Source organism: Isoptericola sp. Y541 (assembly GCF_059445465.1).
The window spans coordinates 727,988-743,398 of sequence record NZ_JCAIUJ010000001.1 but is presented as its reverse complement, the minus strand read 5'-3'; the positions used below and the strand labels follow the sequence as shown (position 1 = coordinate 743,398).

At 72.3% G+C, this 15,411-nt stretch carries 11 protein-coding genes; 10 read left to right on the top strand and 1 reads right to left on the bottom strand.

Annotation, left to right across the window (positions count from 1 at the left end; translation table 11 throughout):
• Positions 1-143: 143 nt before the first annotated feature.
• The 4 genes from AC1C2V_RS03340 to AC1C2V_RS03325 all read left to right on the top strand — a co-directional run bounded on the left by AC1C2V_RS03340 (position 144) and on the right by AC1C2V_RS03325 (position 5,020).
• Positions 144-1,445, top strand: coding sequence for a resuscitation-promoting factor (locus AC1C2V_RS03340; RefSeq protein ID WP_495388142.1), 1,302 nt, complete (start codon positions 144-146; stop codon positions 1,443-1,445).
• Between the two features lie 345 nt (positions 1,446-1,790).
• The gene (locus tag AC1C2V_RS03335; RefSeq protein WP_495388141.1) at positions 1,791-3,164 is read left to right on the top strand and encodes a resuscitation-promoting factor; all 1,374 of its coding nucleotides are present in this window, start codon (positions 1,791-1,793) and stop codon (positions 3,162-3,164) included.
• Positions 3,165-3,209: 45 nt separating this feature from the next.
• Positions 3,210-4,085, top strand: coding sequence for a 16S rRNA (adenine(1518)-N(6)/adenine(1519)-N(6))-dimethyltransferase RsmA (gene rsmA / locus AC1C2V_RS03330; RefSeq protein ID WP_495388140.1), 876 nt, complete (start codon positions 3,210-3,212; stop codon positions 4,083-4,085).
• The gene (locus AC1C2V_RS03325; protein WP_495388139.1) at positions 4,082-5,020 is read left to right on the top strand and encodes a 4-(cytidine 5'-diphospho)-2-C-methyl-D-erythritol kinase; all 939 of its coding nucleotides are present in this window, start codon (positions 4,082-4,084) and stop codon (positions 5,018-5,020) included. Before rsmA ends, AC1C2V_RS03325 begins: the two co-directional genes overlap by 4 nt.
• Before the next feature lie 306 nt (positions 5,021-5,326).
• Here AC1C2V_RS03325 and AC1C2V_RS03320 read toward each other — a convergent pair whose 3' ends face one another.
• Complete coding sequence (locus tag AC1C2V_RS03320) at positions 5,327-6,310, bottom strand: acetylxylan esterase (protein ID WP_495388138.1); 984 nt, start codon at positions 6,308-6,310, stop codon at positions 5,327-5,329.
• 171 nt (positions 6,311-6,481) lie between these two features.
• Here AC1C2V_RS03320 and AC1C2V_RS03315 point away from each other — a divergent pair, with 171 nt between their 5' ends.
• From AC1C2V_RS03315 to AC1C2V_RS03290, 6 genes are all read left to right on the top strand, one after another.
• Positions 6,482-7,717: an ROK family transcriptional regulator gene (locus tag AC1C2V_RS03315; RefSeq protein WP_495388137.1), complete on the top strand. Its 1,236-nt coding sequence runs from the start codon at positions 6,482-6,484 to the stop codon at positions 7,715-7,717.
• A gap of 79 nt (positions 7,718-7,796) precedes the next feature.
• On the top strand, positions 7,797-9,155 hold the full coding sequence (locus AC1C2V_RS03310) for an extracellular solute-binding protein (RefSeq protein ID WP_495388136.1): 1,359 nt from the start codon (positions 7,797-7,799) through the stop codon (positions 9,153-9,155).
• Between the two features lie 4 nt (positions 9,156-9,159).
• Positions 9,160-10,089, top strand: coding sequence for a carbohydrate ABC transporter permease (locus AC1C2V_RS03305; protein WP_495388135.1), 930 nt, complete (start codon positions 9,160-9,162; stop codon positions 10,087-10,089).
• A complete protein-coding gene (locus AC1C2V_RS03300) occupies positions 10,089-11,006 on the top strand; it encodes a carbohydrate ABC transporter permease (RefSeq protein ID WP_495388134.1) in 918 nt (305 codons plus the stop codon). Before AC1C2V_RS03305 ends, AC1C2V_RS03300 begins: the two co-directional genes overlap by 1 nt.
• A 66-nt stretch (positions 11,007-11,072) precedes the next feature.
• Positions 11,073-14,138, top strand: a complete 3,066-nt coding sequence (locus AC1C2V_RS03295; RefSeq protein ID WP_495388133.1) for an alpha-mannosidase — start codon at positions 11,073-11,075, stop codon at positions 14,136-14,138.
• A gap of 80 nt (positions 14,139-14,218) precedes the next feature.
• Positions 14,219-15,409 (top strand): glycoside hydrolase family 76 protein, encoded by a 1,191-nt coding sequence (locus AC1C2V_RS03290; RefSeq protein ID WP_495388132.1) that lies wholly within the window; start codon positions 14,219-14,221, stop codon positions 15,407-15,409.
• Positions 15,410-15,411 lie beyond the last annotated feature (2 nt).

Sequence of the window (15,411 nt, the reverse complement as noted above, 5' to 3'; positions counted from 1 at the left end):
AGACGGGGGCATCCTTACCACAACCAGGCTTGGACATCGATCACGATCCGGTTACGGTCTTCGGAGCCACCGGATCGATACCGGACCCAGCAGCCAGCCGGGACCCCGTCGTCGTGGCCGGATCGCACGACGACTGGACCTGTGTGAACTCCTCGAACGAGACTCCCAACCCTTCGGCCGAGTCGACGCCCGAGGCGCCCGGCGCCGACACGACGACCCGTACCCGTCGGCGGCGCCTGCCGCTGATCGCGAGCATCGCGGCCGGCGCCCTCGTCCTCGCGGGCGGTGCCGCCACGGCCTACGAGAGCGCGCGCAAGAGCGTGACGCTCGACATCGACGGCGAGACCCGCAGCGTCGAGACGTTCTCCGGCTCGGTCGCCGGCCTGCTGGACGCCCAGGGCGTCCGCGTCGGTGACCGTGATGCGGTCACCCCCGGTTCCGACTCCGCCCTGCGCGACGGCTCGGAGGTCGTGGTCCGTTACGGCCGCGAGCTCACCGTGGACGTCGACGGCGAGCAGGACGACGTGTGGGTGACCGCCCTCGACGCCGACGAGGCCCTCCGCGGCCTCGACGCACGCGGCTCCGACGTCTCGCTCGTCGCGTCGCGCTCCGGCGACCGTGCGTCGCTCCCGCTGCGGCTCGACGCCGACCAGGCCGTCGCGGTCGTCGCGGACGGCACCACGACGGTGGTGGACGACGGCTCGGTGGGCCTCGACGCGATCCTGGAGGGGCTCGACGTCACGGTCGACAAGGCCGACCATGTGTTCGTGGAGCGCCAGGCCGCCAAGGCCGAGGGTGACCCCAGCGTGCGGATCGTCGTCGAGCGCGTGGACACCAAGAAGGTCACCAAGAAGGTCGCGGTGGACCACAAGTCGCGGACCAAGAAGGACAGCGACCGGTACGCAGACCTGGGCAGCAAGGTGGCCCAAGAGGGCAAGGACGGCGAGCGGACGATCGCGTACCGCGTGACGACCGTCGACGGCGACGTCGTGAGCAAGAAGAAGCTCTCCGACGACGTGACGACCAAGCCCGTCACGGAGATCGTGGTCAAGGGCACCAAGGAGCGCCCCGAGCCCGAGCCGGAGCCCGCGGAGAAGGAGTCCTCCTCGAGCGACTCGTCCTCCGGCTCTTCCTCCAACGGCTCTTCCGACTCGTCCTCTGACGACTCGTCGGACGACAGCTCGTCGTCGGCCGGTGGGTCCGCGCCCGCCGGTGTCTGGGGTCAGCTGGCCCAGTGCGAATCCGGCGGCAACCCGTCGACGAACACCGGTAACGGCTACTACGGCCTGTACCAGTTCTCGGCACAGACGTGGCAGGCGATGGGCGGCAGCGGCCTCCCGTCCGAGAACTCCGCCGGCGAGCAGACGCGGATCGCGAAGAAGCTGCAGGCGCAGTCGGGCTGGGGCCAGTGGCCCGGGTGCGCGGCCAAGCTCGGCCTGCTCTGACCTGACTGACCGACGACCCGTTGGTTGAGCCTGTCGAACCCGGAGCCCTGGGTTTCGACAGGCTCCGCCAGCGGGTCTTCGTGTGTCCGGAGGGCGTGGGGCTCGTCACGTCGGGCCCCGAGGATTAGGTTTGCAATAACGAATCAGTTACGTTCGGGTGTCCCGCGTGCGAGCCGCACTGTTCTGGTGTATGGCACCGCGGGGTGGCCGCCGGATCGGTGGGTCGATACTCGGCACCCAGGGTGCGGAGGCCGGAGCCAGGCGCGAACGCGCCGGCCCGGTGCGGCAGGCCCTCGAGGCCCGCCCCCGACGACCGTGCCCGGACAGCACGACGACTGGACCCCCGTGACTTTCATCCCCCACACCTCGCCAGAGCCTGCGACCGACGGGACCGCGACCCGCGGCCGCCGCCGCCGCTGGCCCCTCCTGGCCGCCGCGACCGTTGCCGCGGTCGCCGTGGCAGGCGGCGCCGTCGCCTACGCCGACGCCCGCAAGACCATCACGCTCGACGTCGACGGCGATCTGCGCACCGTCACCTCGTACTCCGACTCCGTGGATGCGATGCTCGACTCCCAGGGGGTGGCCGTGGACGACCGCGACACCGTGACCCCGACGGCGAGCGCCTCGCTCGAGGACGGCGCCGACGTCGTCGTCCGCACCGGCAAGGAGCTCACTGTCCAGGTGGACGGCGAGGAGACCGACACGTGGGTCAACGCCCTCGACGCAGACGAGGCGCTCGACACGCTCACCGCCCGCGGCGGCGACGTGCGGATCGTCGCCTCGCGCTCGGGTGACCGGGCTTCGCTGCCCGTGGACGTCGACGTGGACGGCCCCGTGGCCGTGGTCCACGACGGCGGGACGGACGTCGTGGAGGGTGCGGAGGACGTCGCCGCGGTGCTCACCGAGGCGGACGTGGAGCTGGGCGGCAGGGACCGCGTGCAGGTCACCGAAACGACCAACGCAGACGTGAAGAAGAGCGTGGCGCAGGCCGTCGCGGCCGAGAAGAAGGCCGCAGAGAAGAGGGCCGCGGAGCAGGCGGAGAAGGATGCGGGCGAGAACGCGACCCAGGTCGACGACGCGGCCACCGCGCCGGCCACCCCGCAGGTCGCCGTCGTCGTGCAGCGTGTCGAGACCAAGAAGGTCGCCACCACCAAGGCCGTCGCGAACGAGTCGAAGACCAAGAAGTCCGACAAGCGCTACTCCGACCAGGACGCGAAGGTCGTGACGAAGGGCAAGGACGGCGAGCGCACGATCGTGCAGCAGGTCACGACGATCGACGGCAAGGTCGTCAAGAAGACCAAGGTCTCCGACGAGGTCACCACGAAGCCCGTGACCCGCGTGCTGGTGAAGGGCACCAAGGATCGCCCGGAGCCCAAGGCCAAGACGCCCGCCACGACGTCCGAGACGAAGAGCTACTCCGGGTCCACCCGCTCGATCGGCAAGCAGATGGCGGCCGCCCGCGGCTGGTCCGGCTCCGAGTGGACGTGCCTCGAGTCGCTGTGGACCAAGGAGTCGGGCTGGAGCGCCTCGGCAGCCAACCCGTCGTCGGGCGCCTACGGCATCCCGCAGTCGCTGCCCGGCTCGAAGATGGCGTCCGCCGGCTCCGACTGGCAGTCGAACCCGGCCACGCAGATCAAGTGGGGCCTGGGCTACATCACCGACGTGTACGGCACCCCGTGCGGCGCGTGGGGCCACTCGCAGTCGGTGGGCTGGTACTGAGCCGCCGGCACCGCACGGTGCGGGTCGCCGAATAGACTCGCCCCCATGACGAACACCACCCCTGGCGCCCTGCTCGGCCCCGCGGAGATCCGCGAGCTGGCAGGGCGCCTCGGTGTGCGCCCCACCAAGACGCTCGGTCAGAACTTCGTGCACGATGGCGGCACGGTGCGTAAGATCGTCCGCGCCGCCGGGCTTCGGCCGGGCGAGCGCGTCGTGGAGATCGGCCCCGGCCTGGGATCCCTGACCCTCGGCCTGCTCGAGGCGGGGGCCTCGGTCGTCGCCGTGGAGATCGACCGGGCGCTGGCGCGGGAGATCGACGCGACCGTCCGCCGGCACGCCCCGGACTCGGACTTCGAAGTGGTGACCGCCGACGCCCTCGAGGTCACCTCGCTGCCGGGCGAGCCCCCGACGGCGCTCGTCGCGAACCTGCCCTACAACGTGGCCGTCCCCGTGCTGCTCACCTTCCTCCAGCGCTTCCCCACGCTGGAGCGCGTGCTCGTGATGGTGCAGGCCGAGGTGGCCGACCGGCTCGCCGCCGGCCCCGGCTCGCGCACCTACGGGATCCCGTCGGTCAAGGCCGCCTGGTACGCCGACGCGCGGCGGTCGCTCAACGTCAGCCGGCACGTCTTCTGGCCCGAGCCCAACGTCGACTCCGCCCTCGTGGCGCTGGAGAAGCGCGACCCGCCGGTCACGACCGCGACGCGCGAGCAGGTGTTCGCCGTCGTCGACGCCGCGTTCGCCCAGCGGCGCAAGACGCTGCGTGCCGCACTGGCGAGCACCTTCGGCTCGGGCGCGGCCGCCGAGGTGGCGCTGCGTGCCGCCGGCGTCGACCCGGGGCTGCGGGGCGAGCGGCTCGAGGTCGGCGACTTCGCGCGGATCGCCGAGCAGCTTCCGGTCGCTGCTGGCACGGTGGACGCGTGACCCACCTCGCCGCCGCCCCGTCGCCGTCCGTCCGGGTGCGCGCGCCGGGCAAGGTCAACCTGTCGCTGCGCGTCGGCGCGGTCCAGGACGACGGGTACCACCCGCTGGCGACGATCTTCCAGGCGGTCTCGATCTACGAGGAGATCACCGCCACGCAGGTGCCGGAGGGCGCCGGCGTGACGATCACCGTGGACGGCCCCCAGGCCGCGCACGTGCCGGTGGACGCGTCCAACCTCGCCTGGAAGGCGGCGGTGGCGGTCGCCGAGCGGGTCGGGATGACGGCGGACGTCGCGCTGCACCTGGCGAAGGGGGTGCCGGTGGCCGGCGGCATGGCCGGGGGATCGGCCGACGCGGCCGCGACGCTCGTCGCCTGCGACGCCCTGTGGCAGACCGGGCTGAGCCGCGAGGACCTGGCGGACCTCGCCGCCGGGCTCGGGTCGGACGTGCCGTTCGCAATGCTCGGGCACACGGCAGTCGGCACTGGCCGGGGCCATCTCCTCACGCCCGCCATGACGCGGGGCGAGTTCCACTGGGCGTTCGCGGTGCAGGAGGACGGGCTGTCGACGCCCGCCGTCTACGGCCGGTTCGACGATCTGGCCGTCGGGGACGCGGCCGGCGACCCGGGGCTCGCGGAGGACACGGGCCTCATGCAGGCGCTCCGCGCGGGCGACGCGCACGCGCTCGGCCGGGCCCTGCACAACGACCTCGAGCCCGCGGCGCTCTCGCTGCGCCCGGAGCTGGAGCGCACGCTCGACGTCGCCCGCGAGGCGGGTGCGCTCGGTGCGCTCGTGTCCGGCTCCGGCCCCACCGTGGCCGCGCTGGCCCGCTCGCGGCAGCACGCGCTCGTCATCGCCGCGTCGTGGACCGCCGAGGGCGCCGCCGACTCCGTCTGGTGCACCTCGAGCCCCGCGCACGGCGCCCGCCTGCTGCCCTGACCGGGGCCGCTGGTTGAGCTTGTCGAAACCCAGGGGGACCCGCTGGTTGAGCTTGTCGAACCCAAAGGGGCAGGGTGTCGACAAGCTCAACCAGCGACTCGGGTTTCGACAGGCTCAACCAGCGACTCGGGTTTCGACAGGCTCAACCAGCGACTCGGGTTTCGACAGGCTCAACCAGCGACTCGGGTTTCGACAGGCTCAACCAGCGACTCGGGTTTCGACAGGCTCAACCAGCGACTCGGGTGTCGACAGGCTCAACCAGCGACCCGGGTTTCGACAAGCTCAACCGGCGACGGGTCGGCGCGTTCAGAGGTGCTTGGCGAGCCAGGAGAGGGTCGGGGCGAAGCGGTAGCCCTGGCCGCCCTCGTGGCCGTTGTACGGGTAGACATCGATCGCCTTCTCGGGCGTGGTGTCACCGAGCGCACCCCACTGGTTGTAGGCGGCGTAGACCGTCGACGGCGGGCAGACGGCGTCCATGAGGGCGGTGGAGAACAGGCCGGCCGCGCGGGCGCGGCGAGCGAAGGAGACGCCGTCCAGGTAGGAGAACGTGCGCCAGACGGCGTCCTCGTGCTCGCGGTGCACCGCGAGGTAGCGCGTGATCTCGCCGTACGGCATCGCGTCCGAGATCTGCACGGCGCGGCGGTAGTGGCTGAGGAACGGCACGTTCGGAACGGCGGCCGCGAGGTCCGGGACCAGGCCGGCGACGGCGACCGCGATGCCGCCGCCCTGGCTGGCGCCGGTGACCGCGACGCGCGCGGGGTCGATGCCGTCGACCCGGCGCACCGCCTCCACGGCCCGCACGCCGTCGGCGAAGACGCGGCGGTAGTAGTGCGTCGCGGGGTCGAGGACGCCGCGCGTCATGAAGCCGGGGGAGGCGGGGCCGCTGCCGACGGGGTCCGGCGTGTCGCCGCCGTGCCCCCAGCCGGAGCCCTGGCCGCGGGTGTCCATCACGAGGTGCGCGTACCCGGCGGCCGCGAGCCCCAGGTGGTCGTGCGCCAGCCCGCGCCCGCCGCCGTACCCGACGTACTCGACCACGGCCGGCAGGGGCCCGTCGACGTGCGCCGGCCGGACCAGCCACGCCTCGATCGGGTGGCCGCCGAAGCCGGGGAACGTCACGTCGTCCACGACGAGCTCGGTCAGGCCGGAGTCCACCCGCGCGAGCTCGGGCGCGGCGTCGTGCGCGCGGGTCTCGGCGAGCGTCTGCGACCAGAACGCGTCGAAGTCGGCGGGCTCGTCGACCTCGGGCACGTAGGCCTCGAGCTCCGGGACGGGCAGGTCGAACTGGGCCATCGGTCTCCTCCGGGGCATTCTCCGCGACAGCGGTGTCGGCTGCACTGTAGCGGGGCCGACGGCGGGGCCGGCGCCGCGTCCTCTGGCTGACGTCTAGGCTGCTCCCACTTTGGGCGCGCGGACCGCGGTGCTGCGGCGGCGCCCCCGGCCGGACGGCGAGATGGGGACACGGTGCGACGCGGGACGAACCTGCCGCGGGTGGGCGACTTCAACCAGATGGTGGTGCTCGACCAGGTGCGCCGGTCCCCGGACGGCTCGAGCCGCAGCGAGCTCGCGGCGAGCATCGGGCTGTCGCCCCAGGCCGTGTCCAACATCGTGTCGCGCCTGATCGTGCTCGGGTACGTCGTCGAGGGGGAGCGGCGGGTGGAGGGCCGGGGCAAGCCCCGCACGATGCTCTACCTGCAGCCGCAGGGCGCGTACGCGCTGGGCGTCCACATCGACCCGGTGGTGGTGACGTCGGTGCTGGTCGACCTCGAAGGGCGCACCGTGGAGAAGGTCGTCGAGCCGACGCCGGCGGGCCCCGAGGCCGTCGCCGCCTCCGTGGCCGCAGCCACCGAGGCCATGCTGGGGCGTGCGGGCGTCGACCGGTCCGCCGTCCTCGGCCTGGGCGTCGCCGCGCCGGGCCCGGTGGACCTGCGGGCGGGGACGGTCCTCCGGCCGCCGCTCCTGACGGGCTGGCAGGAGGTGCCCGTGCGCGACCTCCTGGGCGTCGCGACCGGCTTCGACGTCGTCCTGGACAAGGACGTCTCGGCCGCGATGGTGGCCGAGCTGTGGCGCGGCAACCGCATGCTCCGGGGCACGTCGCTGTTCTTCTATACCGGGTTCGGCGTCGCCGTCGCGGTGGCGCACGACGGCGAGCTGCTCGCGGGCTCGTCGCGCAACGCCGGCGAGGTGGGTCACCTGGTGGTCGACAACGACGGCCCGCTGTGCGGCTGCGGCAACCGGGGGTGCATCGGAATCTCCGCGGCGGCCGGGACGCTCGTGGCGGAGGCGGTGGCGGGCGGGGTGCTGCCGCCCGGGACCCCGGCGTCGTCGCCGAGCGAGCTGGACGCGGCGCTCACGACGCTGTGCCGGCTCGCGGCCGAGGGCGACGGGGCGGCGGCTCGGATCCTGGTGGTCTCGGCGCGCCGGGTGGCGCGGGGGATCACCGTGGTGGCCGACCTCGTGGACGCGGACGTCGTCGTCTTCGGCGGCCCGGCCTGGGCACGCCTGTCGCCGCACTACCTGCCGGTGGTGCGCCGCGAGCTCACCCTCGCCGCGACGTTGCGCGAGGTGCACCCGGTCGAGGTGCTGGGCTCCGCCGTCGGCGACCACGTCGGGGCGGTCGGCGCGGCGAGCCTCGTGCTCGACGGGCTCTTCACCCCGCGGCCGTCCGGGCTCGTCGACGGCGTGCCGCGGACCCCTTGACACTATTAACTCCATTAGATTGAGTTAATATGTCAGCCGGCCCGATGTCGTCGGGCCGCACATGTGGCAAAGGAGCACCATGCGACTGGCACCAACCCTCGCCGCGGGGACCGCGGTCACTGCGCTCGTCCTCGCCCTCGGAGCCTGCGGTTCGGGAGACGGCGGGGGCGACGGCGACGCGACGATCAAGATCGCGTACCAGAAGTTCGGCAACTTCACGCAGGCCGACGAGCTCTTCAAGGACGTCAAGGCCGAGTACGAGGAAGCGAACCCCGACGTCACCATCGAGCTGGTGCCCATCGAGGCCAGCCAGAACGACTACTTCACCAAGCTCGCCCTGATGAACCGGGCCCTCGGAACCGCGCCAGACCTCATGTACGAGGACACGTTCATGATCAAGTCGGACGTCGAGGCCGGGTACCTGCTGCCGATGGACGACTACCTCGCCGGCTGGGAGGACTGGGGCCAGTTCGTGGACCAGGCCAAGCAGGCCGGCATGGGCGACAACGGCAAGACCTACGGCGTCCCGATGGGCACCGACACGCGCGGCCTGTGGTTCAACAAGGAGGTGCTCGCCAAGGCCGGGCTGCCCGACGACTGGGCCCCCAAGAACTGGGACGAGCTCCTCGCGGCGGCCCGGGCGATCAAGAAGGCCGACCCGGACGTCATCCCGCTCAACGTGTACTCGGGCAAGCCCATGGGCGAGGGCTCCACGATGCAGGGCTTCGAGATGCTGCTGTACGGCACGGGCGGCACGCTCTACGACACCGACGCGGCGAGGTGGTTGGTCGGGTCGCAGGAGTTCGTCGACTCGCTCGACTTCATCAAGACCATCTACACCGAGGGGCTCGCCCCGACGCCGCAGCAGGCGCTCGACCCGAACGTGGGGAACACCGTCTCGGCCGAGTGGTTCCCGCAGGGCAAGCTCGGCATCTCCCTCGACGGGTCCTGGACCCCGGGCGCCTGGCTCGAGGAGGGCACGGCGCCGTGGCCCGAGTGGACCGACGTCATGGGTACGGCCGCCATGCCCACGCAGGAGGGCCAGGCCCCCGGCGCGGTGAGTATGTCGGGCGGCTGGACGATGGCGATCGGCTCCGGGTCGAAGAACCCCGACGTGGCGTTCGACGTCCTCACCCACGCCCTGGACAAGGAGAACTCGCTGCGCTTCGCGATCGACAACAGCCAGATCGCGGTGCGCTCCGACGTCGCCGAGGAGCCGTCGTACTCCGAGGCGAACCCGACGGTGCCGTTCTTCTCCGACCTCGTGGAGGTGACGAACTTCCGCCCGGCCACGTCCGACTACGCGCAGATCTCCAACGCCATCCAGGTGGCGATGGAGTCGGTGATGACCGGCCAGCAGGAGCCCGCGGAGGCGGCCGCGGTCTACGACAAGGCCGTGATCGCCCAGGTCGGCGAAGAGAACACGACGAACGGCTGACGACGTGACCACCGCCCTCGCCCCCGCACCGCCGGGGGCGGGGCCGTCGCCGGTGCGGCGCACTCCGGTGCGCCGCACCGCCGGCCGCCTCGTGCCGCTGCTGCCCGCCGTCGTCCTGCTCGCGTTGTTCATGATCGGGCCCGTGGTCTGGTCGTTCTACGGGTCGTTCACCAACGCGGCGCTGACGGGGCCGAACGCCCTCGCGCCCGAGTGGGTGGGGCTCGACAACTACGTCGCGCTGCTCAGCGACCCCGACTTCCCGAAGGCCCTGTGGCTGACGGTGCTCTTCGTCATCGCGTCCGCCGTCATCGGGCAGAACGTGGCCGGGCTCGGCCTGGCGATGCTTATGCGCTCCGCCCTGAAGCCCGTGCGGGCCGTCGTCTCGACGCTGGTCGTCACGGCGTGGGTGTTGCCGGAGATCGTCGCCGCCTTCGCGGCGTACGCCTTCTTCCACGCCGACGGCACGCTCAACTCGCTGCTGTCCGGCGTCGGGATCACCGGGGCCGACTGGCTCTTCGACTACCCCATGCTCGCCGTCATTCTCGCGAACGTCTGGCGGGGCACGGCGTTCTCGATGATGGTCTACTCGGCCGCGATCTCCGAGGTGCCGCCGGAGATCACGGAGGCCGCGACGGTCGACGGCGCCAACGGGTGGCAGCGACTTGTGTGGGTCACGCTGCCGACCATCCGCCGCAGCATCTCGACCAACCTCATGCTCACGACGCTGCAGACCCTGTCCGTCTTCACGCTGATCTACGTGATGACCGGCGGCGGCCCCGGCACCGACAGCTCGACCCTGCCGATCCTCGCCTACCAGGAGGCGTTCAAGTTCGCCCAGGTGGGCTACGGCACCGCGATCGCCACGGTGATGCTCGTCATCGGCGCCGCCTTCTCCGTCGTGTACATCCGCAGCCTGAAGCCGGAGGTCGACTGATGGCCCAGACCGTCCCCGCGCCGTCGCCCGTGCCCGCCGCAGAGGTCGGGGACGCGCCGCCGGCCCGCCGCCGCACGAGGCCGTCGGTCGCCGCGCCCGGGCCGCGCGCCGCACGCGTGGCGTCCAACGTCGTGCTCGTCGCCGTCGGGCTGTGCTTCCTGCTGCCGCTCGGCTGGATCGTGCTCGCCTCGCTCGACGCGAGCGCGACCCTGTCGGTGCGCCTTCCCGACGCGTTCACGTTCGCGAACTTCACGGCGGTCATGACGCCCGAGCAGACGTGGGTGCCGCTGGCGAACGCGTTCGTGCTGTCCACCGGCACCGGCGTCATCACGGTCCTGGCGTCGGTGCTCGCGGCCTACCCGCTGTCGCGCTACCGCATGCGGTTCAACAAGCCGTTCATGTACGCCGTCCTGTTCGGCACCTGCCTGCCGATCACGGCCATGATGGTGCCGGTCTACTCGCTGTTCGTGCGGCTCAACCTGCTCGACTCGCTGCCGGGCACCACGTTCTTCATGGCCGCGACGTCCCTGCCGATGGCGATCTGGATGACCAAGAACTTCATGGACTCCGTGCCGATCTCCCTCGAGGAGGCGGCGTGGACCGACGGTGCGTCGGCCATGACCACGCTGCGCAGGATCGTGCTGCCGCTCATGCGCCCGGGCATCGCGGTCGTGTTCATCTTCGTGTTCATCCAGGCGTGGGGGAACTTCTTCGTCCCCTTCGTGCTGCTGCTGACCCCCGGGAAGCAGCCGGCGGCCGTGAGCATCTTCGCCTTCTTCGGCCAGTACGGCTCGGTCGCATACGGGCAGCTCGCCGCCTACTCGATGCTCTACTCCATCCCCGCCGTCGCCCTCTACGTGCTCGTCTCGCGGCTCTCCGGCGGCTCCTTCGCGCTCGCCGGCGCCGTCAAGGGCTGACGGCGCCGCGCGTCCGATCAACCCGTCCCACCCGATCCATGTCCCCGTCACCAGGAGCTTTGATCCATGCACGACACCACCGCCCGCACCACCGCGCGCCTCGCGCGGTTCACCCACGACTGGCTCGAGCCCGCGGTGCTCCGCGAGACCCGCCCGCTCGACGTCGAGGCGTGGACCGTCGGCGGCGAGCCGGTGCCCTTCGCCGAGGCGACCGCGGCGACCTACGTGCCCTTCGCGATCGGCACCCCGTGGGGGCGCCCGTGGGACACCACCTGGTTCCACGTCACCGGGGCCGTCCCCGCGGAGTGGGCCGGTGACGGCGCGCCCGCCGGCACGCGCGTCGAGCTCGTCGTCGACCTCGGGTTCACCGGCGCCGGCCCGGGCTTCCAGGCCGAGGGCACCGCGTGGACCACCGACGGGCGCATCATCAAGGCCGTCGAGCCCCGCAACCAGCACGTGCCGCTGGCGCCCGGACAGGCGCTCGACGGCGACGGGCGGGTCGACCTCTACGTCGAGGCCGCCGCCAACCCCGACGTGCCGGGCGGGGCATGGACCCGCCCGACGCGCATGGGCGCCTGGGACACCTCCGGCCCCGACCCGATCTACGCGCTGCGCACCATGCACCTGGCGCTCGTCGACCAGACCACCTGGGAGCTGCTGCAGGACGTGCGCGCCCTGTCGGGCCTGGTGCGGGTGCTTCCCGCCACGAGCCCGCGGGCCGCCGAGGTGCTGCGCGCCCTGGAGGACATGCTCGACGCCGTCGACCCGGACGACGTGGCCGGCACCGCGGCGGCGGGGCGCGCGGCGCTCGCGGCGACCCTCGCCAGCCCGGCGGCCGCGTCCGCCCACCGCATCCACGCCGTGGGGCATGCGCACATCGACTCCGCCTGGCTGTGGCCCACGCGCGAGACGGTGCGCAAGTGCGCCCGCACGTTCTCCAACGTGCTCGCGCTGATGGACGAGGACCCGGACGTGAAGTTCGCCTGCTCGTCGGCCCAGCAGTACTCCTGGGTGCAGGAGGAGTACCCGGAGCTGTTCGAGCGGATCCGTGAGCGGGTGCGCGAGGGCCGGTTCGTTCCCGTGGGTGGCATGTGGGTGGAGTCGGACACGAACATGCCGGGCGGCGAGGCGCTGGCCCGCCAGCTCGTGGCCGGCAAGCGGTACTTCATCGAGGAGCTCGGCGTGGAGCCCAAGGAGGTGTGGCTGCCCGACTCCTTCGGGTACACGGCGGCGCTGCCGCAGCTCGCCCGGCTCGCGGGCAGCGACAACTTCCTCACCCAGAAGATCTCGTGGAACGACACGAACACCATGCCGCACCACACCTTCTGGTGGGAGGGCATCGACGGCAGCCGGGTCTTCACGCACTTCCCGCCCATCGACACCTACAACTCGGACCTCTCGGCCGAGGAGCTGCACCGCGCCGAGCGGCAGTACGCCGAGAAGGGCCGCGCGAACACCTCGCTCGCGCCCTTCGGCTTCGGTGACGGCGGCGGCGGCCCCACCCGCGAGATGGTGGCCGCGGCGCGCCGCACCCACGACCTCGAGGGCTCGCCGCGCGTGGAGCTGTCCGACTCGCAGACGTTCTTCGACGCCGCACGCGCCGAGTACGCCGCCCCGCCCACGTGGACGGGGGAGATGTACCTCGAGTACCACCGCGGCACCTACACCTCGCAGGCGCGGACCAAGCGCGGCAACCGCCGCAGCGAGCACCTGCTGCGCGAGGCCGAGCTCTGGGCGTCGACGGCGGCGGTGCGGACCGGGGCCGAATACCCGGCCGAGCGGCTGCAGAAGCTGTGGCGCACCGTGCTGCTGCAGCAGTTCCACGACATCCTGCCCGGCTCGTCGATCGCCTGGGTGCACCGCGAGGCGGAGCGCAACTACGCCGAGGTGGCCCGCGAGCTCGAGGGGATCGTCGCCGAGTCGCTGCGCGCGCTGGTCGGCGAGGGCGACCGCCCGGTCGCCGTCAACGCCGGGCCGTTCGCGCGCAACGGCGTCGCCGGGCTGGGCGTCGCGGCCCTCGACGCGCCGCGCGGCGCGGGCACGGCGACACCGGTGCCCGGCTCCGGCCCGTGGGGCGACGGCTGGGTGCTGGAGAACGACCTGGTGCGCGTGGCCGTGGACGCGAACGGGCACGTCGTCTCCGCCGTCGACAAGGCCACCGGGCGCGAGGCGATCCTGCCGGGCGCGAAGGCGAACCTGCTGCAGCTGCACCGCGACGTCCCCAACGAGTGGGAGGCGTGGGACATCGACGAGCACTACCGGCGCAGCACCACCGACCTGGTGGACGCGGCGAAGGTCGAGGTCGTCGATGGCGACGCCGGCCCCGCGCTGCGGGTGCTCCGCGAGGTCGGGTCGTCGCGCGTCGAGCAGGACCTCGAGCTGCCGGTGGACGGCCGCGCGCTGCGCATCACGACGCGCGTCGACTGGCACGAGCGGCAGAAGCTCCTCAAGCTCGCGTTCCCGCTCGACGTGCACGCCGAGCGGGCGACGTCCGAGATCCAGTTCGGGCACGTGCACCGGGCCACGCACGTCAACACGTCGTGGGACCACGCGCGGTTCGAGACGGTCGCGCACCGCTGGGTGCACGTGGGCGAGCCCGGCTTCGGCGTGGCCGTCGCCAACGACTCGACGTACGGCCACGACATCACGCGCACCCGCCCGGACGACGCGACCGACGAGCAGGGCGCGACCGGCACCACCGTGCGGCTGTCGCTGCTGCGCGCGCCGATGTTCCCGGACCCCGACGCCGACCAGGGCGAGCACGTGCTGCGCTGCGAGCTCGTCGTCGGCGCCGGCATCGACGACGCCATCCGGCACGGGTACGCGCTGAACCTGCCCGAGCGCGTGCTGACCGGCGACCACGGGGTGGAACCGCTGGTGACGGTCGACAACGACGCCGTGGTGGTCGAGGCGGTCAAGCTCGCCGAGGACAGCACCGGGGACGTCGTCGTGCGGCTCTACGAGAGCCGCGGCGGCCGGGCACGCGCCCGCGTCACCCCGGCATTCGCGCACGCCGGCGTCGAGGTGACGGACCTGCTCGAGCGCCCGCTCGGCACGCCGGAGCGTGACGGCGACGACGTGCTCCTCGACCTGTCGCCGTTCCAGGTCGTCACGCTGCGCGTGCGCCGCTGACGACCCCGCTGGTTGAGCTTGTCGAAACCCGGGATTCGACAAGCTCAACCAGCGTTCGATACCGAGCGAAGGAGAGCACGATGAAGTTCACCAGAGTGGTCGGCACGGTCGCGGCGCTGGCCTGCGTGGTGGGGGCGGCAGCGCCCGCGTCCGCGCAGGGCGGCGGGCACGGGGGCGACGGCGGTACGTCGCAGCGCACGCAGGGGGCGCGGGCGGTCGCCGGCTACGAGGCGATGCAGGAGCACCTGTACGCCGACGACGGGTCGTCGCTGTACCTGGAGCGCTACCCGCTCAAGGCGGACGACCGGGCGTACTCGTTCGAGTGGCCGTTCTCGCAGGCGCACATCGCGACGCTCGACCTCGCGGGCATCCCCGGGCGCACCGGCCGGGAGTTCGACGACGACCTCGCCGACCGCGGCGTCGGGCAGGAGCGCTACTGGAACGCGGGCGGCGGGACGACGGGCCTGCCCGCGTACGACTCCTACCCGCGGGCGCCCTACGGCGACGGCGGCGACATCTTCTACGACGACAACGAGTGGGTGGCGCTCGCCAAGGTGCAGCAGTACCTCGACACCGGTGACGACGCGGCGCTCGACCGGGCCGAGGAGATCTTCGACCTCGTCGTCTCGGGCTGGGACACCGACCCCACCCACCCCGCGCCGGGCGGCGTCTTCTGGACCCAGGCGGAGTGGAGCACCGACCGCAACACCGTCTCCACGATGCCGGGTGCGCAGCTCGCCACCCGCCTGTACATGATCACGGGGGAGCGCGAGTACCTGCACTGGGCCGAGCGGATGACGTCGTGGACCGACGAGTACCTGCTCGCCCCGGACGGGCTGTACTGGGACAACATCAAGCTGGACGGCTCGATCGACGAGACCCACTGGTCGTACAACCAGGGGGTGCCCGTGGGGACTTACGCCCTGCTGTTCGAGGCCACCGGGAAGAAGGAGTACCTGCGCAAGGCGCAGTCGGTGGCGCGCGCGTCGTACCGGTACTACGTCACCGAGGGTCGGCTCGACGACCAGCCCATGTTCTTCAACTCCATCTGGTTCAAGAACCTCCTGCTGCTGGAGTCGGTGACGGGCGGCAGCCGGTACCGGGACGCGATGGCCGACTACGCGGACTCGCAGTGGCGTGACGTGCGCGACCCCGAGACCGGGCTGTTCCCGGCCGACGGGGAGGCCACGGAGCTGCTCGGCCAGGCCGCGATGGTGCAGATCTACGCGACCCTCGCCTGGCCGCGCGGCAAGGCGGGCATCCTGTACTGACT

Excerpts from the sequence above, each read along its gene's own strand:
- rsmA (WP_495388140.1), top strand. The coding sequence starts at position 3,210 with ATGACGAACACCACCCCTGGCGCCCTGCTCGGCCCCGCGGAGATCCGC.
- AC1C2V_RS03290 (WP_495388132.1), top strand. The coding sequence starts at position 14,219 with ATGAAGTTCACCAGAGTGGTCGGCACGGTCGCGGCGCTGGCCTGCGTG.
- AC1C2V_RS03295 (WP_495388133.1), top strand. The coding sequence starts at position 11,073 with ATGCACGACACCACCGCCCGCACCACCGCGCGCCTCGCGCGGTTCACC.
- AC1C2V_RS03320 (WP_495388138.1), bottom strand. The coding sequence starts at position 6,310 with ATGGCCCAGTTCGACCTGCCCGTCCCGGAGCTCGAGGCCTACGTGCCC.
- AC1C2V_RS03310 (WP_495388136.1), top strand. The coding sequence starts at position 7,797 with ATGCGACTGGCACCAACCCTCGCCGCGGGGACCGCGGTCACTGCGCTC.
- AC1C2V_RS03300 (WP_495388134.1), top strand. The coding sequence starts at position 10,089 with ATGGCCCAGACCGTCCCCGCGCCGTCGCCCGTGCCCGCCGCAGAGGTC.